Annotated in this window: 21 protein-coding genes; 17 read left to right on the top strand and 4 right to left on the bottom strand. The window is 41.1% G+C overall.

Annotated features, from left to right (window positions below):
* The first annotated feature begins 50 nt into the window (after positions 1-50).
* A complete protein-coding gene (locus tag E0709_RS01480; protein ID WP_132299835.1) occupies positions 51-764 on the top strand; it encodes an MIP/aquaporin family protein in 714 nt (237 codons plus the stop codon).
* Between the two features lie 69 nt (positions 765-833).
* Here the strand turns inward: E0709_RS01480 and E0709_RS01475 are convergent, their stop codons facing one another.
* A complete protein-coding gene (locus E0709_RS01475; protein WP_243640836.1) occupies positions 834-1,652 on the bottom strand; it encodes a BRO family protein in 819 nt (272 codons plus the stop codon).
* Between the two features lie 220 nt (positions 1,653-1,872).
* Here E0709_RS01475 and trmA point away from each other — a divergent pair, with 220 nt between their 5' ends.
* From trmA to E0709_RS01460, 3 genes are read left to right on the top strand one after another with little or no spacing between them, the layout of a single operon-like run.
* Complete coding sequence (gene trmA / locus E0709_RS01470) at positions 1,873-2,964, top strand: tRNA (uridine(54)-C5)-methyltransferase TrmA (protein ID WP_132299831.1); 1,092 nt, start codon at positions 1,873-1,875, stop codon at positions 2,962-2,964.
* 1 nt (position 2,965) lies between these two features.
* The gene (locus E0709_RS01465; RefSeq protein ID WP_132299829.1) at positions 2,966-3,865 is read left to right on the top strand and encodes a cation diffusion facilitator family transporter; all 900 of its coding nucleotides are present in this window, start codon (positions 2,966-2,968) and stop codon (positions 3,863-3,865) included.
* Positions 3,862-4,617 carry a class I SAM-dependent methyltransferase gene (locus tag E0709_RS01460; RefSeq protein WP_132299827.1) on the top strand — a complete coding sequence of 252 codons (756 nt, stop codon included), beginning with the start codon at positions 3,862-3,864 and terminating at the stop codon, positions 4,615-4,617. Before E0709_RS01465 ends, E0709_RS01460 begins: the two co-directional genes overlap by 4 nt.
* Here E0709_RS01460 and E0709_RS01455 read toward each other — a convergent pair whose 3' ends face one another.
* The gene (locus tag E0709_RS01455; protein ID WP_132299825.1) at positions 4,618-5,130 is read right to left on the bottom strand and encodes a hypothetical protein; all 513 of its coding nucleotides are present in this window, start codon (positions 5,128-5,130) and stop codon (positions 4,618-4,620) included.
* 461 nt (positions 5,131-5,591) lie between these two features.
* Here E0709_RS01455 and E0709_RS01450 point away from each other — a divergent pair, with 461 nt between their 5' ends.
* The 11 genes from E0709_RS01450 to E0709_RS01400 all read left to right on the top strand — a co-directional run bounded on the left by E0709_RS01450 (position 5,592) and on the right by E0709_RS01400 (position 15,415).
* Complete coding sequence (locus tag E0709_RS01450) at positions 5,592-6,575, top strand: sugar phosphate isomerase/epimerase family protein (RefSeq protein ID WP_132299823.1); 984 nt, start codon at positions 5,592-5,594, stop codon at positions 6,573-6,575.
* 42 nt (positions 6,576-6,617) lie between these two features.
* Positions 6,618-7,664, top strand: a complete 1,047-nt coding sequence (locus tag E0709_RS01445) for a sugar ABC transporter substrate-binding protein (protein ID WP_132299821.1) — start codon at positions 6,618-6,620, stop codon at positions 7,662-7,664.
* A 22-nt stretch (positions 7,665-7,686) separates the two neighbouring features.
* On the top strand, positions 7,687-9,186 hold the full coding sequence (locus tag E0709_RS01440) for a sugar ABC transporter ATP-binding protein (protein WP_132299819.1): 1,500 nt from the start codon (positions 7,687-7,689) through the stop codon (positions 9,184-9,186).
* 19 nt (positions 9,187-9,205) lie between these two features.
* Positions 9,206-10,138 (top strand): ABC transporter permease, encoded by a 933-nt coding sequence (locus E0709_RS01435; RefSeq protein WP_132299817.1) that lies wholly within the window; start codon positions 9,206-9,208, stop codon positions 10,136-10,138.
* A gap of 4 nt (positions 10,139-10,142) precedes the next feature.
* Positions 10,143-11,003, top strand: a complete 861-nt coding sequence (locus E0709_RS01430; RefSeq protein WP_132299815.1) for a MurR/RpiR family transcriptional regulator — start codon at positions 10,143-10,145, stop codon at positions 11,001-11,003.
* Between the two features lie 10 nt (positions 11,004-11,013).
* Positions 11,014-11,874 carry a ribokinase gene (locus E0709_RS01425; protein ID WP_132299813.1) on the top strand — a complete coding sequence of 287 codons (861 nt, stop codon included), beginning with the start codon at positions 11,014-11,016 and terminating at the stop codon, positions 11,872-11,874.
* Between the two features lie 112 nt (positions 11,875-11,986).
* Entirely contained in the window at positions 11,987-12,265 is a 279-nt protein-coding gene (locus E0709_RS01420; RefSeq protein ID WP_132299811.1) for a type II toxin-antitoxin system Phd/YefM family antitoxin, read from the top strand.
* On the top strand, positions 12,252-12,671 hold the full coding sequence (locus tag E0709_RS01415) for a putative toxin-antitoxin system toxin component, PIN family (protein WP_132299809.1): 420 nt from the start codon (positions 12,252-12,254) through the stop codon (positions 12,669-12,671). The genes E0709_RS01420 and E0709_RS01415 overlap by 14 nt, the downstream gene beginning before the upstream one ends.
* A 268-nt stretch (positions 12,672-12,939) precedes the next feature.
* Complete coding sequence (locus tag E0709_RS01410; protein WP_132299807.1) at positions 12,940-14,028, top strand: PfkB family carbohydrate kinase; 1,089 nt, start codon at positions 12,940-12,942, stop codon at positions 14,026-14,028.
* Positions 14,025-14,939 carry a pseudouridine-5'-phosphate glycosidase gene (locus E0709_RS01405; RefSeq protein WP_132299805.1) on the top strand — a complete coding sequence of 305 codons (915 nt, stop codon included), beginning with the start codon at positions 14,025-14,027 and terminating at the stop codon, positions 14,937-14,939. Before E0709_RS01410 ends, E0709_RS01405 begins: the two co-directional genes overlap by 4 nt.
* Positions 14,940-14,992: 53 nt before the next feature.
* A complete protein-coding gene (locus E0709_RS01400) occupies positions 14,993-15,415 on the top strand; it encodes a nucleoside transporter C-terminal domain-containing protein (RefSeq protein ID WP_207905206.1) in 423 nt (140 codons plus the stop codon).
* Here E0709_RS01400 and xylB read toward each other — a convergent pair.
* Positions 15,388-16,836: a xylulokinase gene (xylB, locus tag E0709_RS01395; protein WP_132299801.1), complete on the bottom strand. Its 1,449-nt coding sequence runs from the start codon at positions 16,834-16,836 to the stop codon at positions 15,388-15,390. The genes E0709_RS01400 and xylB overlap by 28 nt on opposite strands.
* 56 nt (positions 16,837-16,892) lie before the next feature.
* A complete protein-coding gene (gene xylA / locus E0709_RS01390; protein ID WP_132299799.1) occupies positions 16,893-18,212 on the bottom strand; it encodes a xylose isomerase in 1,320 nt (439 codons plus the stop codon).
* Positions 18,213-18,436: 224 nt separating this feature from the next.
* On the opposite strand from xylA, the gene E0709_RS01385 reads away from it, so the two are divergent.
* Together E0709_RS01385 and E0709_RS01380 are read left to right on the top strand one after the other, a co-directional pair.
* Complete coding sequence (locus E0709_RS01385) at positions 18,437-19,855, top strand: family 43 glycosylhydrolase (RefSeq protein ID WP_165867192.1); 1,419 nt, start codon at positions 18,437-18,439, stop codon at positions 19,853-19,855.
* A 1-nt stretch (position 19,856) separates the two neighbouring features.
* The gene (locus E0709_RS01380; protein ID WP_132299795.1) at positions 19,857-21,200 is read left to right on the top strand and encodes an MFS transporter; all 1,344 of its coding nucleotides are present in this window, start codon (positions 19,857-19,859) and stop codon (positions 21,198-21,200) included.
* Positions 21,201-21,336: the final 136 nt, after the last annotated feature.

Below are 21,336 nucleotides of genomic sequence, written 5' to 3'. Positions count from 1 at the left end.
AGTAGGTAGTATTAACAACCTACTCGTCCTAATATTTAAGGAATCATAGTATGGAAAACATTAATCTTTATTTAGGAGAACTCGTTGGTACAGCTTTCTTTATGGTTTTAGGATTAGGTGTATGTGCGAATATTTCCTTGAAAAAATCGGGGATGTTTGGAAGTGGAGGTATTGTCGCCGCTTGCGGCTGGGGGCTTTCAATGGTCTCCATCGCCGTTATTTTTGGTCCATTAACAGGAGCTCATGTTAATCCAGCTGTCACTATTGGTTTTTGGGCAGTCGGACGTTTTCCCACAGAGTTAGTTTTAGGTTATATTATTGCTCAATTTATTGGTGCATTTATTGGTGGGTTAATTATATGGCAACTATTTAAGGATCACCTAGATGAAGAAAGCGATCAAAATAGCCAGTTAGGTTCCTTTGCAACTATTGCGTCTAATTCCAACCCTTGGCGTAATTTATTATCTGAAATTATGGCTACTTTTTCATTATTATTTATTCTTTTTGCATTAGGACATCAACAACCAGCTAATGGTGTAGCAATGTTTTTTGTTTTTGCTGGTGTTGCTGGTGGTGTAATGTCATTTGGTGGATTAACAGGTTATGCCATTAATCCTGCTCGTGATTTTATGCCACGTTTAGTTCACGCTATTGTACCGATTAAAAATAAAGGATCATCTCATTTTGATTATGCTTGGGTACCTGTTTGTGGTCCGATAATTGGTGCTGTGTTGGCAGCGTTATTATATCGTGGACTATTTTAAGAAAAAACAATAACTGTTATAAACACTTGCCGTACATTTTGGAGATTGAAAAGAATGTGCGGTACTTTTTCACGATTTTTCCTTACCAATTCTCAACTGTTTCGCTGATAGCTCACTCACCACTTTTTGCCCAGTGCGTTGTTCCAATGCCACTCTAGCGGTGTGTGCTACTTCACCGCCTTGTTGAGCCACTTGTTTATTTTGTTCAAAATTTTCAGGGTTGATTGCATGTGAAATATCTTTGGCAGATGCTTCGGCAAGCATATTTAAAATCAGTTCGGTATTGGTCATATTATCACGCAAGTTTTCTTTTTTTAGCCCCTTGTGCTGTTTGTATTCTTTCACTGTTTTACCGCTCCATGCCTTGGTTAAAATATTGGTGAGAACGGCGAATTGTTGCCCTTCCTGCACGCCTGTGCGTTTCCATTCATCCGTGAGTTCTTTGCGGATTTCAATGCTTTTTAGACGTTGGTTAATCCAATCGTCTGAATAGCCTAGCCGTTGGTAATCTCGCAACGCTCGTTCAATAGTGAGTTCAGGATCTTGCAGTTCATCTAATCGTTCACGTCCCACTTGGGCTAACCACAACTTAAATGGCTCGGCTTTAGGGGATGGAATGGATTGAATTAAGCGGAATATTTGCTCCGTATCGGCGACATCGGTTAAACGCATTTTGCCGTCTGGGGATTGCATTTTCAACTGTACGATTTTTTCGTACAGTTCGCTCCCTTCTTTTTGTAGCTTGATTTTCAAGTCGCTCCAATAACGTCTTGGATTTTGGCTTTCAGTCAAAACTGCCACCACATCAATCACGGAAAAGTACCATTTTTCTTGATTTTCATCCCAGTGGGAACGGATTTCTTGTTGTTCAAAAACTTTTAGGCTCATTGTTTTTCTCATTCTATCCCAATCAATATACTGATTAAATTAACATTGATTTTTTAACTAGTCAATACTGTATAATTTATTTTTGTTGATCAATCTTTCCCTTTGATAAATGGGTTTGGGATAAACAGAAAATCTGGTGAACCTGCCGATACAATATATTTAAAGGTTATTTTATGCTAGAATCTTGCCAATATTTTTACGCTATTTAATTAACCGATAAATGAACTTACCCACTGAACAATACGATAACTTACTCTCCGAAAAGTGCGAAAAACTCACCGCACTTTTTGCCCCTTTTAATGCACCAAAATTAGCGGTATTCGCTTCGCCTACGCAACATTTCCGCATGCGAGCAGAATTTCGGGTGTGGCATGATGGGGATGATCTTTATCATATTATGTTCGATCAAGAAAGCAAAAAGCGTTATCGGGTGGACAGTTTTCCTATCGCTAGTGAGCTGATTAATCAGATGATGCAAAGCCTATTGCCGTTATTAAAACAGCAAGATGTGTTGCGAAATCGGTTGTTTCAAATTGATTATTTAAGCACCTTAAGCGGACAGATTATCGTGAGCCTGTTGTATCACAAAAATCTTGATGAACACTGGGTTGAACAAGCAAAACAGCTCAAACTGCGGTTGGAAAATCAAGGGTTTTCGGTACAAATTATTGGGCGAGCGTCCAAGCAAAAAATTTGTTTAGACCAAGATTATGTAGATGAAATATTACCGATTAACGGTAAAAATTATGTCTATCGTCAGGTGGAAAACAGTTTTACTCAACCGAATGCGAAAGTAAATTGCAAGATGTTGGAATGGACGGTGGATTGTACACAAAATAGCCAAGGAGATTTACTTGAGCTTTATTGTGGTAACGGCAATTTTTCGGTGGCGTTGGCACAGAATTTTCGTCAAGTATTAGCTACCGAAATTGCCAAACCGTCAGTGAGTGCGGCACAGTTTAATATTAAGGCCAATCACATTGATAATTTGCAGATTATCCGCATGTCAGCGGAAGAATTTACTCAAGCCATAAATGGTGTACGTGAATTTAATCGCTTGAAAGGCATTGATTTGAACGCCTATCAATGCAATACGATTTTTGTGGATCCACCACGTGCTGGGCTTGATGCAGATATCCTAAAATTGGTGCAACATTATGATCGGATTTTGTATATTTCGTGCAATCCGCATACCTTATGTGATAATTTGCAAACCTTAAACCAAACCCATCGTATTGAGCGAGCTGCCTTGTTCGATCAATTCCCTTACACCGAGCATATGGAAGCAGGTGTGTGGTTAGTGAGAAAATAATATGGAAGAAAATTACGCTAAATTTGTAAAACGTGCCAGCCAGCTTGCCATTGCTGTGGCGAGCATGCTGATTTTAATTAAAGCCTTTGCTTGGTGGCAAACGGGATCCATTGCGATTTTAGCCGCCATGACTGATTCCGTGGTGGATTTATTTGCGTCAATCACTAGTATTTTAGTATTGCGTTTTGCCCTGTTACCGCCCGATCATAATCATGCATTTGGACATGGTAAAGCAGAATCATTGGCCGCCTTAGCACAAAGTGCGTTTATTGCCGGTTCAGCAGTGTTTCTGCTGTTGCAAGGTATCCACAAATTAACCAATCCGCAATTTATTGATAACTCAGAAATGGGGATTTGTGTCAGTATTATCTCCATTGCCTTTACTGCTGCCTTAGTAGGTTATCAGAAAAAAGTGATTAAACTGACCGAAAGCCCTGCCATTCAAGCGGACTGTTTGCATTATCAAACCGACTTATTAATGAACGTAGCCATTCTTGTAGCAATGTTGTTAAATATGTACGGTTTTATTTATGCGGATGCGATTTTTGCGATTGGGATTGCACTTTATATTGCCTATAATGCCTTTAAAATGGCGTGGGATGCGTTGCAGATTTTACTGGATAAGGCTTTGCCACAGGAAGAAATCGACCAGATTAAAGTCATGGCAGAACAACATCGTAATATTCTCGGCATTCATAGTATTTGTACTCGTCGAGCCGGTGCGGTGCGGTTTATTCAGTTACATTTGGAGTTAGATGACAGCTTAACCTTATTTCAAGCCCATCGAATTACCGATGAATTAGAAGCAAAAATTCTTGTCATGTTCCCTAATGCGGAGATTATGATTCACCAAGAACCGAAATCTATTGTGGATTTAGAAAGGGCTCGGGGCTTAATATGATTCAACTGATTTGTGAAACTGAAAATTCAGATTGTTTCACCTTACTTTGTGCTAAACAAGGGTTAATTCACATCCCCGGCAGCCCGTTGGCGTTAGTGCAAACGTCAATGAATGATGAAGTGCGGTTGGAATTACGTAAATTAGACGAACCGAAACTTGGTGCGGTATTTGTGGATTTTGTGAATGGCTCCATGGCACACCGCCGTAAATTTGGTGGTGGACGGGGTGAAGCCATTGCTAAAGCGGTTGGTGTAAAAAGCGGTGAATTACCAACCGTAATAGATGCTACGGCTGGTTTAGGACGAGATGCCTTTGTGTTAGCCTGTATTGGCTGTCAAGTTCGTCTGGTAGAACGTCATCCTGTGGTACGCTTATTGTTACAAGATGGTTTACGTCGTGCCTATCTTGATCCTGAAATTGGCAATCTATTACAGCAGAATTTGCAGCTTTTGCCAGTGTCGAGTATTCACGAACTGGATCCCAAACAACACAAGGCTGATGTGGTTTATCTCGATCCTATGTATCCCCATAAACAGAAATCTGCTTTGGTCAAAAAAGAAATGCGTCTGTTTCAACACCTTGTGGGAGCGGATGAAGATGCCGACCAGTTGCTTGCCCCAGCCTTGCAATTAGCACAAAAACGTGTGGTGGTGAAACGTCCCGACTATGCTGAATTTCTCGCCCAAAAAGCACCGCAGTTTAGCCGAGAAACCAAAAATCACCGCTTTGATGTGTATCTTGCCACACACTGATTATTTGTTTACGACTAATCTTGCCCCATCAGTATAAACAATTTTCATGGCAATATTTGAAAGAATTAAATGAGCGTCTTTTGCTTGGGTTGCTTGTATAAAGTCAGCAGGCAATTGTGCCACAGCAATAGGTAGAGCCATTTCAACTTCCTGACCAGCTTTCAAACCATTTTTATTAAAATTAACTGGTGCATCTAAATTTAATACAGCCTGTCCGTTATTGGTAAATTGTGATACCCAGTGTACGGTTTTAATTGCTTCTTTACCTACATTTTTCAAGCGATATTTAAATTCTACTGTAGGTTGTTGGTCTGAACTTACACCCGAACCTGCTCCAAGATATTGTATTGAAACAGATTGGGTAAACCGTTTTAACAAGGTTTCTTTGCTTACTTCACGTTGTTTACTATTGGTAGAAGTTGTTTTAGAGGCAGTTTGAGTAGTGTTAGCACTTACCTGTATGGCAACAAAGGCAGATAAAGTCATAACAATTAAAGACGTGAATAATCTCATTATTTTATCCTATGAAGATGAATATGTTGGAAAATGAATTCAGATAATTGTACCTTGATTAGTAAATAGTGTAAAAAATTTATATCTGTTTGATTAATTTCCAAAATATTCATCTGCATGGCATCTAGATTATATTCCCTTTAATCGCCGATAAATCTCCGCAAACTTCGCTCGTTTTTCCTGTTATATCCGCCAACAATTGTCGCCAATAGGCACTTTTTGCTCCGCCGCCGATATTAGTGGATGAGAATTAAATCATCAAACGGATTAAACATATGATGTTACTACTATGGATAATTTGTTACAACATATTCGCTATAGTTTATTCGGAATTCTCATTTCATACTTTTTTCTTATAAAAACGTGATCAATATCACAAAATTTAAATTTAATACTTTACAAAAGTATATAAAGTTATATTTTACTTTACATAATATTGATTAATTGAAAAGGAACATCACATGAACGATTTACGTTTTGCTACTCGATTAAATTCTTTTGCTTCTAAAGCGCATTCTTACTGGCCAGATCTTAAAGGAAAACCCACTATTCGGCAAATGATTGAACGAGCTGCCACAGCGAAAGGTTTGACCGATGTGGATTTGAATTATCCGCAGCATTTAAACGAAGACCCGAAATCTTTAGGGGCATTTATCAAAGATCAAGGCTTGAATGTCAATGGCATGGCGATGCGGTATAGCACCAACCCTGAATTTCAATTAGGAGCATTTACTCACCCTGATGCCAAGGTTCGCCGTGAAGCTGTTGAATTAACCAAACGTGGCATTGATTGCGGTCGGGAATTAGGCACAAATTTGATGACCATTTGGCTCGGACAAGATGGTTTTGATTACAGTTTCCAAGCGAATTACAACAAAATGTGGGACGATTTAATTACCGCTTTTCAAGAAGTGGCGGCTTACGCTCCAGATTGCGATATTAGTATTGAATATAAACCAAACGAACCCCGTTCCTTTAGTATCTTACCTGATGTCGCCACCACGCTTCTTGCTATTTCTGATATTGGAGCAAAAAATGTCGGCGTAACCTTGGATTTTGCTCATGTTCTCTATGCTGATGAAATTCCTGCTTATGCGGCAGCCCAGATTGCTCGCCGCACCAAAATTATGGGCTTGCATTTAAATGATGGTTATCACAAGCGTGATGATGGCTTAATGGTGGCTTCGGTCAATCCACGAGCGACCTTAGAACTGATTTGGCAATTACGCAAAGAAGGTTTTAATGGGGCCTATTATTTTGACACTTTCCCTGATGCCAGTGGACTTGATCCTGTGCATGAATGTGAAGTGAATATTCAAACAGTGCGTAAACTTATTGCCATTGCTGACCAACTTAATTCCATTGATGAATTGCAACAAGCCATTGAACGCCAAGATGCGGTGTCAAGCCAAGCCATTGTCAATCAATTTTTACTAGGGAAATAATTCGTTATTTCTATCGTTAATCCAACTAAAAAGGAAAATGTTATGCGTAAATTTCTAAAAACCATGCTTATTTCCACCGCACTTTCTGCGGTGATCGGTAGCTCCGCCTATGCCAATCTTGCACCGCTCAATTCGGATACGGAACAAGATCGGGTTAATTGGACGGAGTTAGACGCTAAATTTGGTGCATTTCCTGCCATTCAAAGCGGAGTCAAAATTGGTGGCGTATCCAAAACCTTAACCAATGAATATTGGCGTTCATTAGGCGATGGTTATAAAAGTTTTGCTACCAAATACAATGTCTTTGTCGCCTATCAAGCTGCGGCAAACGAAGGTGATCAATTAGGACAACTTTCCATTGCCGAAACCATGATCACAGAAGGTTATAGTGCATTACTTTTCTCGCCACAAACGGACGTGAATTTGCAACCAGCGGCAGAAGTCGCCCAATCAAAAAATATTCCTGTGGTGAATGTGAATGATGCGGTGATGCCAACAGCCACCCATTATGTGGGGAATGTGCAAAAAGATAACGGTGTACGAGTCGCACAATGGTTTATTGATAATCGTCCTGATGGCGGAAAAGTAGCGGTCGTAGAAGGTCCACCGGGGGTATTTGCGGCGAAACAACGCACCGAAGGATTTACTGAAACCATTAACAAATCAGGCAAATTCAATGTAGTGGCAAGTGTGCCAGCTAACTGGAGTCGTGAACAAGCCTATAATGTGGCAACCACCATTTTACAACGTAATCCTGATTTAATCGGTTTCTATGTCAACAATGACGGTATGGCGTTAGGTGTAGTGGAAGCGGTCAAAGCGTTGAATTTACAAAAACAAGTGGCTGTGTTTGGTACAGACGGGATTTCTGATGCTTATAAATCCATTCTCGCAGGTGAATTAACGGGTACGGTGGATAGTTTCCCTGTATTAACAGGCGAAGTGGCAATGGAAGTGGTGTTGCGTTTAACCGCAGGACAACAAATTTCTCGTGTGGTCACGACACCACAAGCGTTAATTACTCAAGATAATGCGAAAACTTACTTTAATGCGAATCCTGAAGAATTGCGTAAAGTGTTAGCCAAATAACATTGAAAAAAAGGAGAGTTCTATGTGTTCAGATAGATTAAGTATGCGTGGAATGACAAAAAAATATGGGCAAGTGACGGTGTTAGAAAATGTTTCTTTCAACGTAGTCGCAGGCGAAACCCACGCATTAATTGGTGAAAATGGAGCGGGAAAATCCACGCTTCTCAACCTGCTTTCAGGCGTGCGAGAAGCCACTGCAGGCGAGATCTATATTGATGAGCAAAAAGTGGTAATTCATTCGCCACGTTCTGCCAAAGAAAATGGTATAGCGATGATTCACCAAGAATTACAAAACATTCCAGAACTCTCTGTTTTTCAAAATATGTTTTTGGGGCGTTCGGTCAGAAAGCATTTTGGCTTGTTTGTGGATAAAGCCAAAGAACGTGCAATGGCATTAGACATTTTAAAAGATCTTGACCCAAGCATTGATCCCAATGTGCCGATTAAGGAATTAAAAGTGGCACAGCAACAAATTGTGGAAATCGCCCGTGCCTTATTGGATAACGCCAAAATTATTGCCATGGACGAACCGACATCCAGTTTAACGCCGAGCGAATTTGAACGCCTTGCTGCCTTGATCAAACAGCTCACCGCCCAAGGGGTATCTATTATTTATGTGTCACACAAAATGGACGAAATTTTCAAAGTCTGCGATCGAGCAACGATTTTGCGAGATGGGCATTTTATTGATTGTGTCAATATTGCCGATGAAAACGAAGAAAGTATCGTCACCAAAATGGTAGGGCGGAAAGTAGAAAAATTGTCACATCAGAGTTATGCCACGGATGAAAAAATGCTAGAAGTGAAAAATTTAAGCCGTGAAAGTGCGGTGAAAAATATCAATTTTTTTGCTAATAAAGGCGAAGTGGTGGGCATTGCTGGCTTAGTGGGAGCTGGACGTACAGAATTATTTCGTTTAATCGCTGGCTTAGATAAGCCCACATCAGGGGAAATACTCATTAATGGGCAGCCGTTAAAACTCAATAGCGTGAAAGAATCCATCAAAATGGGCATTGGACTGGTGCCAGAAGATCGCAAAAAAGAAGGCATTTTGAAGGATCGCAGTGTGTCTATCAATATTGCCATGCCGTCTATGGATAGATTTAGTCAGGCTGGTTTTCTTCGCAAAGATTATTTAAATGCGATTTCTCATCAATTAATGATGGATTTAAATTTAAAACCACTCGATTTAGATAAAACAGTTGGCACATTTAGTGGTGGTAATCAGCAAAAAGTCATTATCGGACGTTGGCTGGCAGCGGGTACCAAAATCTATTTATTTGATGAACCGACCAGAGGCATTGATATTGGCACCAAATCGGAAATTTATAATTTAATTGAAAATCTTGCCAAAGCAGGCAATGTGGTGTTGGTGGTTTCATCGGAAATGCCTGAAATTATTCGGGTATCGGATCGCGTGTTGGTCATGAAAGAAGGTGAAATCAAAGCGGAACTGCATGGTTCGGACATCAATGAAGACAATATTGGTCGTTATTCTATTGGCAACAATAAAACACATTAATCAAAGCGAGGAATAAATTATGTCAATGATTAAATTAAATGTGCGTGATATGGGAACATTGGTGGGATTGATCATCATCTTTGCGGTTTTCTCTTTTTTATCACCCGTATTTTTCACCACACCTAACTTATTGAATATTCTGCAACAATCATCACTTAATGCAATTATTGCACTGGGTATGACATTGGTGATTATTACCGCTGGAATTGATTTATCAGTGGGACCAACGGCGGCAATTTCTGCCGTAGTGGGAGCAAGTTTAATGGTGGCTGGTGTGCCAGTACCGTTAGCCATACTGGGGGCGTTGTTAGTCGGCGTTTTAACGGGATTATTTAACGGTGTATTAATTGCTTACGCTGGTTTACAACCTTTCATTGTCACCTTAGGTGCATTATCACTCTACCGTGCATTATCGTTAATTTACACGGGGGGCAATCCGATTTTTGGGATTCCTGCAGACTTCCGTAGCCTAATGAACGGCACATTATTGGGGATTCCAAGCTCGGTTATTATTGTGACTGTGATTGCTTTAGTTCTCTGGATTGTATTGACCAAAACCCCATTGGGTGAATATATATTTGCAGTGGGTGGCAATGAAGAAGCGGCTCGGGTATGTAGTGTGCCTGTGGCAAAAACTAAAGTGACGGTTTATGTGCTTTCAGGTTTCTTGAGCGCTGTAGCTGGATTAATTTTAGTTGGACGTTTAGGGGCAGCCGATCCAACGCTGGGTAATTTATGGGAATTAGATGCCATTGCGGCGGCAGCCATCGGTGGGGCATCGCTTATGGGCGGAAAAGGGAGTATTATAGGCACTATTTTAGGGGCAATTATTCTCGGGGCATTACGCAACGGGTTAACATTGCTAAATATTCAAGCCTTCTATCAATTACTCGCCACTGGTATCATCATTATTGTTGCCATGTTAATTGATAGAGCAACTAGAGGAAAATAATACTATGGCACAGTTAGATCCGAAATCCATTGGTGCACATATCCGCACCCGCAGACAACAACTTACCCCGTTAGAATTGAAAGTGTTGGATAGGATACTAGCGAAGCCAGATTTTTCTGAAACAACCCCGTTAAAAGAAGTGGCAGAAGAAAATCAGGTTTCTGAAGCCATGATTGTAAAAATTGCGAAAAAATTAGAATTTTCAGGTTTTCGGGATTTTCGCTCAGGGTTGGCATATTACAAACAATTAGAAGTGGCAAATTTGCACAATGAAATTTCTGAACAGGATACCTCTGCACAGTTGATCAAAAAAGTGTTTGAAACCTCCATTCAAGCATTAGAAGAAACCATGGCGATTTTGGATATTGAAGCCTTTGATCGTTGTGTAGAGATTGTAGCCAATGCTCAACATATTGATTTACTTGGGATTGGTGGTTCAGCTCAAATTGCCAAAGATATGGCACATAAATTTTTACGTATTGGGATTAAAGCCTCGGTTTATGATGATTCGCACATGATGTTAATGTCCAGTGCGGTATGTAATGATCAAAGTTGCGTGATCGCCATTAGCCATTCAGGCACCACCATTGATGTGATTGAACCCGTACAACTGGCTCGCAAAAATGGGGCGAAAACTATTGTGATCACTAATTACGCCATTTCACCGATTACCCAATACGCCGATGTGGTATTAACCTCCACTTCCCAAGGTTCATTATTATTGGGCGAAAATGCGGCATCTCGGGTGGCACAATTAAATATTTTAGATGCACTTTACGTGGCTGTCGCAAAACGCCATTTGAATCGTGCAGAAAATTATCTTGCCAAAACGAGAGCAGCCGTAGAAAGTAAACGAATAAAATGAGGAATACAACATGAATAAAGTCGTTGTAGTAGGCAGTTTGCATTATGACATCGTGGTGGAATCTTCCCATCGTCCAGTCAAAGGCGAAACGGTGTTAGGTAAAAAATGGTTCGCCAAATTTGGTGGTAAAGGGGGCAATCAAGCCGTAGGCTGTGCCAAAGCGGATTGCGATGTCTTTATGGTGAGCTGTGTAGGCAAAGATAATTTTGCCCCATTTTTACTTGAACATTTAAAACAACATCAGATCAATACCGACTTTGTTCAACAAACTGATAAATTCGGGTCAGGAATGAGTGTCGCCATTATGGACAGCGAAGGGGATTATGGTGCGGTGGTCGTATCAGGGGCGAATCTTGCCATTGAGTCAGCTGTATTGGAACAAGATTCCCTTTGGCAAGATACCAAAATGTTAATTTTACAAAATGAAGTCAGCGATGAAATCAATCTGAATGCCGCCCAACAAGCCAATCAACGACATATTCCAGTGTGTATTAACGCGGCCCCAGCTAAAAAATTATCCCCAGAATTAATCAAACTCATTGATATTCTGATTGTCAATGCCGTTGAAGCCGAAGCCATGTGTGGCATCGCAGTCACGGATTTAACTTCTGCCTTAAAAGCCGCTCAACGCTTGCAGCAAGATTTTCCGCAAGTGGTCGTAACCGCTGGTGGCGATGGTGTGGCATTTGCCAATCAACAAGAACAAGGGGTAATGCCAGCCATAAAAGTAAAATTAATCAGCACGCTCGGAGCAGGCGATTGTTTCGTGGGGCATTTATGTGCCAGTTTAATCAACGGTGAAACACTCAAATCTGCCGTAGGCTATGCCAATCAGAAAGCGGCAGAGCATGTTTCAATGCTAGCGAGATAAAACATCAATTCCTGTTAAGCATCGCAAAAAAACTGCGGTGCTTTTTTGTTTATTTTTTGACTTTTATAGCCAAGATAGCTAAGATGAAAATCATGTTTCAAAGGAGAAAGCTATGCAAGTAATTATATCCAAAGAAATTCAAAGCCGTTTTGGCGAAATTGCTGAAATGGTGAAAGGAAGAGAACCAGTAACCATTACCCAATATGGTAGACCAACAATGTTACTTATGCGATATGATGACGGCATTAATGTACTCAAATTACAAGCCAAAGAGAAAATGTTATCACTTTTGCAAGAGCGTAACGGTCAAACTCAACCATCGCCATTAAGTGAAGAAGAAATGTATCAATTCGTTAACGAAGAGATCGAAGCCTATTATGCTCAGAAATAATCGTATCGTTATTGATACTAATATTCTAATTAATGCGGCAATTTTCCCTCATTCCGTTCCCAATCAGGTGTTGCAAAAAGCCTTGCAATATTATCAAGTTTTTGTTTCACAACAGACATTGAATGAATTTATCGAAGTGATACGACGACCTAAATTTTCTCGTTATTTTAATAGCGTTGTAGAGCGAGAACACTTTATTCAATTTTTCTCCAAAGCGGTTGAACAAATTGAAATCACAAAAACTATCACGGATTGCCAAGATCCGAAAGATAACAAATTTTTAGAAATAGCAATTGCAGCGAATGCAAGATTATTGGTAACAGGTGATAAAAAAGATTTGCTTTCAATGAATCCCTATCGCCATTTATCCATTATTACAGCTACTGAATTTTTGCTGAACGATTAGGAAAGAAACACAACATAGTCGTGCTATTATCCATCATTACAATATTTTTACACCGTCTTCAAAAAAGAATTTCACCAAACGCCAACAGAATTTTGTGGCTAACTCAAAGTGCGGTAAAAAATCGCAAAATTTTGTAAGTTTTCACCGCACTTTTTTCTGCATTGAAAATTTATTGTGATCCAGTTCACATTTCCAGCAAAACCCGATTGCTTTTTGTTTAAACCAGCAGAAAATACCAACAGTTGTTAAAAATATAACAGGTGTTGATATGAATAAAGAGCAACAAATTTTGGCACTGTTAGCCAAAAATCCATTTTTACAACAGAATGAAATTGCCGAGCAGCTTGGGCTAACCCGTTCAAACGTGGCAAGCTATATCATGAATTTGACCAAAAAAGGAAAAATTCGTGGCAAGGGTTATATTCTTGCTCCCAATAAACGGATTGTAACCATTGGGGGAGCGAATATGGATATTGCAGGCACGGCGTTGTCGCCGCTCAAGCCGCAGGATTCCAATCTTGGCAAAATCAAATGCAGTGCAGGTGGCGTTGGGCGAAATATTGCTCAGAATATCGCCATGCTCGGGCAAGAATCGCATTTAATTTCAGTAGTGGGCGATGACAGTTCGGGGGCAACGGTGTTGGAAACCACAAGGCTGGCTGGCGTGATGGTGGATCGCTGTTATAAACTGTTTGATGAAACCACATCAACCTATCTTTCATTGCACGATTCTGCAGGCGAAATGGTGGTCGCCATTAATGATATGGCGATTTTGCAACGGCTCACCCCTGCACTGCTTTCTTCTCGCCTTGAATTTATCCAGCATTCCGATGTCGTTGTGTTGGATTGCAATTTGCCTGAAAAAACCTTGGCTTGGCTGTTTAATAATTGTGGCGATTTGCCGATTTTTGTTGACCCCGTTTCGACTTTCAAAGCCGAAAAAATCAAAGACTATTTGCATAAAATTCACACCTTAAAACCTAATCGGCTGGAAGCAGAAATGCTAAGCGGCATTCAAATTAACAACGAACAAGATTTGCCATCCGTGGCACAATGGTTTCATCGCCAAGGTTTGCAGCGATTGGTGATTAGCCTTGGTGCTGACGGCATTTTTTATAGCGAAAAAGGCGGTGTGGCGACGGTTCAACCTGCGTTAAAAACTAATGTGGTCAATGTAACGGGGGCAGGCGATGCGATGATGGCAGGGCTTGCCTGTTGTTATTTGGAAAATAAGGCGTTCGCCGAATCGGTTTGCTATGCCCAAGCCTGCTCTGCTATGGCTCTTTCTTCTGAATTTACTCACAATCCTAATCTATCAGACGATAGCGTTAACAAACTTTTGGAGATCCAACAATGAACAAATTTTTAGACATCGCCCCTGAAGTGGCACAAGCCTTGCAACAAGGCAACCCCGTGGTCGCCCTTGAATCGACCATTATTTCGCACGGCATGCCCTATCCGCAAAATGTCGAAACGGCGTTGAGAGTCGAGCAAGTCATTCGGGATAACGGGGCAATTCCTGCCACCATTGCGATTATTAACGGGCGATTAAAAGCGGGTTTAAGCCGTGATGAAATCGAAATTTTAGGCAAAGAAGGGCAAGCGATCGCCAAAGTCAACCGCCGTGATTTGCCGTTTATTGTCGCCGCCAAAAAACACGGAGCGACCACCGTGGCGGCGACCATGATTGTAGCAGCATTGGCTGGCATTAAGGTGTTCGCCACAGGTGGCATCGGCGGCGTGCATCGTGGAGCGGAAACGACTTTTGACATTTCCGCCGACTTGCAAGAATTGGCTCACACCAACGTGGCCGTGGTTTGCGCTGGGGCAAAATCGATTTTGGATTTAGGGCTAACCACCGAATATTTAGAAACCTTCGGCGTGCCGTTAATCGGCTACCAAACCCAGCAACTGCCAGCCTTTTACACCAGTCGCAGCAATTTTGAAGTGAGCGTCAGACTGGACTCGCCCGAACAAATTGCTTTAGCAATGCAAGCCAAATGGCAGCTGGGATTAAACGGCGGTTTAGTGATTGCCAACCCAATTCCACGCGAATTTGAAATGCCAGAAAGCACCATCAACGCCGCCATTGAACAAGCCTTGAAAGAATCGGAAGAGCAAGGCGTTCACGGCAAAAACAGCACGCCATTCTTGCTGGCTCGGGTGTGTGAACTCACAGACGGCGACAGTTTAAGTTCTAATATTAATTTGGTATTGAATAATGCAAAATTAGCCAGCCAAATTGCACGAGAATTTGCCATGTTGTAACGACAAAATAATTCACGATCTTAAGGAGAAATGATTATGGGGCAATGGTCGGCATGCGAATTGCGGTTGGCGTTGCCACGGTTGTAATGGTGTTTGTGGTAATGATCGCCATTAACGAATTTGTCGCTTATATGAATTTCAGCCCATATCTCAAAGAAGGTTTAGGCAATCTCGATCCAAAAACCATTGTGATTATTGCCCTTGGCTTATGTGGCTTTGCCAATTTCGGCTCAATTGGTGTGATTGTCGGAGCGTTTGGAGCCATTGTGCCAGAACGCACCAGTGAAATTGCTAAACTTGGTTTTAGAGCTTTATTAGCTGCGACCTTATCCAATTTAATGAGTGCAACTATTGCTAGATTGTTTATTGGATTAGCTCAGAATTTAAACGTCAAAAAAGTGCAGTACAAAATTTCTGCGAAATTTTGTACTGCACTTTTGGGCTGTTGTTACGAAAGTCCTTTCAACCGCCGATAAATCTCCCCAAACTTCGCTCGTTTTTCTTGATACAACGCCCATTTATCTTTGTTCGGCTGATACACTTTTTCTAACGGCAACGGCTTACACAACGCCGCTAAATCTGCGGTGGGATTTAACGCAATTTGAGCGAGTTTCGCAGCTCCCAATGCAGGACCTACATCACCGCCTGTGCGATATTCCAAGGTTTTTCCCGTAATATCCGCCAATAATTGTCGCCAATAGGCACTTTTTGCGCCACCACCGATGAGCGTGATATTGTCCGCTTGTACGCCAGTTTCGTGTAATACGTCAATGCCGTCTGCCAAGGCGAAACTCACACCTTCCACCACGGCTTTTGCCAAGGTTTGGGCATTGTCGTTATGGCTTAATCCCCAGAATACCCCTTTCGCATAAGGGTCGTTGTGTGGTGTGCGTTCGCCAGAGAGATAAGGTAAGAAAATCGCTTCAGAATTGACCGCAGTTTGCTCAATTTGTTGGAAAAGCGTGGCGACATCCGCCGTATTGGTCGCATTTTTCACCCAATCTACTGCCGAAGCTGCGGTTAAAATCACCGACATTAAATGCCAACGGTTAGGCAAAGCGTGGCAAAAACTATGCACCGCTTTTTGCGGATTCGCCGTGAATTTATCAGTGACCACAAAATACACCCCAGATGTCCCTAAAGACAACATCGCTTGTCCTGTTTGATACAACCCTACGCCTATCGCCCCAGCCGCATTATCACCACCACCTGCCACCACAGGCACTTGTGGCATTTTCCAACGTTCAGCAATGTCCTGACGTAAATGACCTGTAATTTGATTGCCTTCAAATAAACTCGGCATATTCTCTCGGCTTAATCCACAAGCATTGAGCAAGGCATCATTCCAATCCCTTGTCTCCACATCTAGCCACATGGTGCCTGATGCATCAGACATATCGGACGCATATTCGCCCGTCATCAACAGGCGTAAATAGTCTTTTGGTAATAAAACTTTATGCACTTTTTCGGCTATATCAGGTTGATGCTTTGCTAACCAACGCAATTTCGGAGCAGTAAAGCCTGGCATCATCAAATTGCCTGTAATGTCACGACTGTTAGGCACAAGGGCTTCCAACTCGGCACATTCCGCAAAACTGCGACCATCATTCCACAAAATGGCAGGTCGCAACACCTGATCCGATTTATCCAGCAAGGTTGCTCCGTGCATTTGCCCTGTTAAGCCAATGGCTTTCACGGCTCGCAAATCCTGCTGTTCACTTAACTGTTGCATGGCAGAACTGACGGCATGCCACCAATCCTGCGGCTCTTGCTCTGACCACAAAGGTTGCGGACGAGAAACGGTTAACGCACTCTGTGTCGTAGCAATCACTTGCTGCTCATCATTCAACAACACCACTTTTACGCCTGATGTGCCAAGATCGATACCGATGTACATAGTTGCTCCTTAAAACTGCGGTGCAAAATTTTAATGTTTTACACCGCGGTTTTGTCTTATTTATAAATATAACGATTCACCAAATTTTCCAAATATTCTTGTTGCCCTGAAACAGGTAGCGGATTTAATCCTTGAGTTTCAACCCGTTGAGCCAACGCTTGTAATGACGTTTTACCCGCTAAAATTTGTTGTCCTAGCTCACCGCTCCAGCCCGCATAACGGCTATCTACCAGATTTTGCAAGGTTTGATCTTCTAGCATTTTAGCCGCTCGTTTAAGGGATAATGCTAATACATCAATCGCCCCAATATGTGCGTGGAATAAGTCATTCGGGTCAATACTTTGACGGCGAACTTTGGCATCAAAATTAAAGCCACCAGTGGTGAAACCGCCTGCTTTTAAGATTTCATAGATAACCAAGGTATTTTCTTCTACGCTATTCGGGAATTGATCCGTATCCCAACCTGATTGTGGATCACCACGGTTCGCATCAATGGATCCAAAAATATCCAACGCCGCCGCCGTGGCAATTTCGTGTTGGAACGTATGCCCTGCGAGTGTGGCGTGGTTGGCTTCAATATTGACTTTGATTTCTTTTTCCAAGCCAAATTGTTTTAAGAAACCATACACGGTCGCCACATCATAATCATATTGATGTTTGGTTGGCTCTTGCGGTTTCGGCTCAATTAATAATGTACCATTAAAGCCGATTTTATGTTTATGTTCCACCACCATTTGCATAAAACGCCCCATTTGCTCACGCTCACGTTTCAAATTGGTGTTTAACAAAGTTTCATAGCCTTCCCGACCACCCCATAACACATAATTTTCACCCCCCAATTTTTGCGTCGCATTCATGGCATTAAACACTTGTCCCGCCGCCCAAGCAAAGACTTCAGGATTGGGATTGGTCGCCGCCCCCGACATATAACGTGGATTGGTAAAACAATTTGCCGTTCCCCAGAGTAATTTTAGCCCTGTTTCTGCTTGTTTTTGAGCCAAAATATCCACCATCGTGTGGAAATTATATTGATATTCTTTAAAAGAATTGCCTTCTGGTGCAATATCCACATCGTGGAAACAATAATAAGGCACGCCTAATTTTTGCAAAAATTCAAAAGCGATATCCGCTTTTTGTTTTGCACCTGCGAGCAAATCCGTATTTTTTTGCCAATAACGATCCAGCGACCCTACGCCAAACATATCATTGCCATTCCAGCAAAAGGTATGCCAATAACAGACTGCTAAACGTAAATGTTCCGCCATGGTTTTACCCAAAATTTGTTGGGTTGGGTTGTAATGTTTAAACGCAAACGGATTGGTTGAGTCTTCACCTTCGTATTGTATTTTATCAATTTGGTTAAAAAAGCTCGTCATCATCATTCTCCTGTTAAGTTGGTAAAAATAGGTTTGTCAAAATAATGCGGAAAATTGTCTATCTATTCAATTACGTTATTTCGTTTTTCCATTCTGATTATTGGTTTATGTGAACTGGCTCACAAAAGTGAAAAAACGTAATGGGGTTGTGAAATCTAATAATTGCCCTCTGTTTAAAATTTCCGCAAACTTTCATACGATACAACAATATCATGGGGGAAAAAATGATGAAAAACCAATGCCACAATCCCTATTTGCCACTCTACGAACATATTCCCGATGCCGAACCCCGAGTGTTTGATGACCGACTTTATGTATTTGGCAGTCATGACCAAGAAAACGGCAATGAATTTTGTGAATTGGATTATGTGGCTTGGTCTGCGCCGATAAATGATTTATCCGATTGGCGATATGACGGCGTGATTTATCGCAAACAAGACGATCCTGATAATCAAGCTGGATTGCCACTCTATGCCCCTGATGTGGTGCAAGGCAAAGACAGGCGGTTTTATCTGTATTATTGCGTTAAATTTCAAGATGCGATTTGTGTGGCAGTTTGTGATACACCAGCAGGTCAATATCAATTTTACGGTAAGATTCAATATCCTGACGGCACGATCATGACCGATAATCAGCCCTACGATCCGTCTGTGATTTGTTCAGAAGATGGCAACTTTCTGTATTTTGGTTTTGCGCCTTGTATGATCAATATTCCAAGATATAAAGGACAAGATTTAAAAGGCGGTTCTGTCGTAGAGCTGGAAGATGATATGCTCACCGTCAAGGGCAAACCACAAATTGTTATTCCTAGTTTAATTTATAGCAAAGGCACATCTTTTGCAGGCAATGAATATTTTGAAGCGCCTTCTGTTCGTAAAATTAATGACAAATATTATCTCATTTATTCATCCGTGAATACCCACCAGCTTTGTTATGCTATAAGTGATAAGCCGATGCAAGACTTTGTATTTGGTGGGGTGATTGTAAGTAATGGTGATGTCGGTTATCAAGGGCGTTCAGAACAGGATAAATTAATGTCTGTTGGCAACAATCACGGTGGATTAGTACAAATTCATGATCAATGGTACATTTTTTATCATCGCCATACCTCATTAAACCAATACAACCGACAAGGTTGTGCAGAAAAAATTTATTTTGAGCCAGATGGACAGATAAAACAAGTGACGATTACCACCAGTGGCATGAATCCTATGCCATTATCGGGTAATGCTTTCTATCCTGCGGTCTATTGTTGCAATCTCAGCAATGGGCGAATGGGGGCATTAACATCACTCGGCAGAACCAACAGCGAAGTGGATTTTCCCTATATCACCACAGGAAATGGCGAACGCTACATTACTCACGTTCAAGATAATAATCTCATTGGGTACAAATATATCAACCTTGCTGAAACACAGGCTATTGAAGTGATTTATCGCTCAACCCAACAAGGTATTTTAGAAATCCGTACGGATCCGTTAGGTGAAACAAAGGGCATTATCAAATTAAACCAATCTAAATGGTGGAATTCTTCAGAAACCTGCATCAAATTTACCCCAACAGAAAAAGAACTTTATTTCATCTACAAAGGCAAAGGGAATATTTCTCTTATGGCATTAAATTTAAAAGGCAAGGAGTCATGATATGAGTAAAAATAAACCAACACGCAAAGAAATTTTTGCCTTTGCCGTGGGCGATGGCGGTTGTAATTTAGTCTGGACAACCATTGGATCCTTTCTCACCCTTTATTACACCGATAGCGTAGGCATTGCAGCTGCCACTATCGGTACGATTATGTTATTAAGCCGTTTATTAGATGGTTTATCTGATCTCGTCATGGGTGGTATCATTGACAGAACGCACACCCGCTGGGGCAAAGCTCGCCCTTGGATTCTTTGGTCAGCAGTTCCTATGGGATTAGGGCTTGTACTGATGTTTAGTATTCCTGATAGCCTCAGCAACAACGGCAAAATTGCCTATGCCAGTATTTCTTATATTTTGATGTCAGCTGTGATTTATACTGCCTGTAATTTGTCCTATAACACCCTACTATCTGTTTCTGCCCCTGATCCAAAAGATCGGGTAACAATGAGTTCCATGCGATTTTTCTTTACTATGTGTACGGTATTATTTATCAATTATAGCTGTATTCATTTTGTGGAAAAATTTGGCTGGACAGGCATGTCGGTGATTTTTGGCGGATTGGCAATTATTCTATTGTTGATCACTTTCTTTGGTACAAAAGAACGTGTACATATTGAACAAAACATTGTTCCAAATGAAAATAAACAAAATGCAACATCGTCATTTAAACTCTTATTTACCAATAAGTATTTTATCTTGCTTGCGATTATTTTCGTCATTAATTATACCATTCTTGGGGTAAACAACGGACTACGAATTTATTATGCCAAAGATGTATTGGGCAATATTACACTTATGGGAACATTAACCTTATGTTTTATTCTCCCTAAACTCATTGGTAATCTTGTTTATCCTTATATTAACAACCGGCTAGGAAAATGGAAAAGTATGATGTTAGGTTATGTGCTAGAACTCACTGGCTTGTTAATTATGGCATTGAGCGATACTAGCTTTGCATCTGCCGTGATTGGCTTAGTTTTACTCGGCATTGGTGGTATCCCCCATACTGCAGGCTTATTCGCTATGGTGGCAGATGTCATTGATTATGGTGAATGGAAAACAGGTGTTCGGCTAGATGGTTTAACTAATTCGGTCACATCTTTTGGCATGAAAGTGGGGGCCGGGATCGGTAGTGCGTTAGTGGGCTGGGGTCTTGCTTGGGTGGCTTATGACGGTACGTTGGCTACTCAAACCAGTGAAACCATTGAAGGCATTAAATGGGTCTTCACGTTTGTTCCAGCAGGGTTGATTGTGGTTGGATTGGTCGTTCTTTATTTCTGTAATTTGGATAAAATTTATTCGCAAATTGCCGAAGGATTGGCGAAAAAAAGAAAATTAATCTGATAATCTAAATTTAGCCAAACATACCGTACTTTTACTAACTTGAAAAGTGCGGTATTTTTATTAATATTTTTTCAAATTTACGTTTTTTCATTTTCCCACTCTAATTTTTCATTTCTGTGAACTGGCTCACAAAAAC

It is taken from the genome of Lonepinella koalarum (assembly GCF_004565475.1).
Taxonomy (GTDB): Bacteria; Pseudomonadota; Gammaproteobacteria; order Enterobacterales; family Pasteurellaceae; genus Lonepinella; species Lonepinella koalarum.
The sequence above is the reverse complement of the archived record's forward strand: the minus strand, read 5'-3'. Positions and strand labels throughout refer to the sequence as shown.

Bases quoted from the DNA above. Each gene is read 5' to 3' on its own strand.
- E0709_RS01380 (WP_132299795.1), top strand. From the start codon at position 19,857: ATGAGTAAAAATAAACCAACACGCAAAGAAATTTTTGCCTTTGCCGTG.
- trmA (WP_132299831.1), top strand. From the start codon at position 1,873: ATGAACTTACCCACTGAACAATACGATAACTTACTCTCCGAAAAGTGC.
- E0709_RS01440 (WP_132299819.1), top strand. From the start codon at position 7,687: ATGTGTTCAGATAGATTAAGTATGCGTGGAATGACAAAAAAATATGGG.
- E0709_RS01425 (WP_132299813.1), top strand. From the start codon at position 11,014: ATGAATAAAGTCGTTGTAGTAGGCAGTTTGCATTATGACATCGTGGTG.
- E0709_RS01475 (WP_243640836.1), bottom strand. From the start codon at position 1,652: ATGAGCCTAAAAGTTTTTGAACAACAAGAAATCCGTTCCCACTGGGAT.
- E0709_RS01450 (WP_132299823.1), top strand. From the start codon at position 5,592: ATGAACGATTTACGTTTTGCTACTCGATTAAATTCTTTTGCTTCTAAA.
- E0709_RS01445 (WP_132299821.1), top strand. From the start codon at position 6,618: ATGCGTAAATTTCTAAAAACCATGCTTATTTCCACCGCACTTTCTGCG.
- xylB (WP_132299801.1), bottom strand. From the start codon at position 16,836: ATGTACATCGGTATCGATCTTGGCACATCAGGCGTAAAAGTGGTGTTG.
- E0709_RS01435 (WP_132299817.1), top strand. From the start codon at position 9,206: ATGTCAATGATTAAATTAAATGTGCGTGATATGGGAACATTGGTGGGA.
- E0709_RS01460 (WP_132299827.1), top strand. From the start codon at position 3,862: ATGATTCAACTGATTTGTGAAACTGAAAATTCAGATTGTTTCACCTTA.
- xylA (WP_132299799.1), bottom strand. From the start codon at position 18,212: ATGACGAGCTTTTTTAACCAAATTGATAAAATACAATACGAAGGTGAA.
- E0709_RS01455 (WP_132299825.1), bottom strand. From the start codon at position 5,130: ATGAGATTATTCACGTCTTTAATTGTTATGACTTTATCTGCCTTTGTT.
- E0709_RS01400 (WP_207905206.1), top strand. From the start codon at position 14,993: ATGCGAATTGCGGTTGGCGTTGCCACGGTTGTAATGGTGTTTGTGGTA.
- E0709_RS01430 (WP_132299815.1), top strand. From the start codon at position 10,143: ATGGCACAGTTAGATCCGAAATCCATTGGTGCACATATCCGCACCCGC.
- E0709_RS01415 (WP_132299809.1), top strand. From the start codon at position 12,252: ATGCTCAGAAATAATCGTATCGTTATTGATACTAATATTCTAATTAAT.
- E0709_RS01465 (WP_132299829.1), top strand. From the start codon at position 2,966: ATGGAAGAAAATTACGCTAAATTTGTAAAACGTGCCAGCCAGCTTGCC.
- E0709_RS01480 (WP_132299835.1), top strand. From the start codon at position 51: ATGGAAAACATTAATCTTTATTTAGGAGAACTCGTTGGTACAGCTTTC.
- E0709_RS01405 (WP_132299805.1), top strand. From the start codon at position 14,025: ATGAACAAATTTTTAGACATCGCCCCTGAAGTGGCACAAGCCTTGCAA.
- E0709_RS01385 (WP_165867192.1), top strand. From the start codon at position 18,437: ATGATGAAAAACCAATGCCACAATCCCTATTTGCCACTCTACGAACAT.
- E0709_RS01410 (WP_132299807.1), top strand. From the start codon at position 12,940: ATGAATAAAGAGCAACAAATTTTGGCACTGTTAGCCAAAAATCCATTT.
- E0709_RS01420 (WP_132299811.1), top strand. From the start codon at position 11,987: ATGCAAGTAATTATATCCAAAGAAATTCAAAGCCGTTTTGGCGAAATT.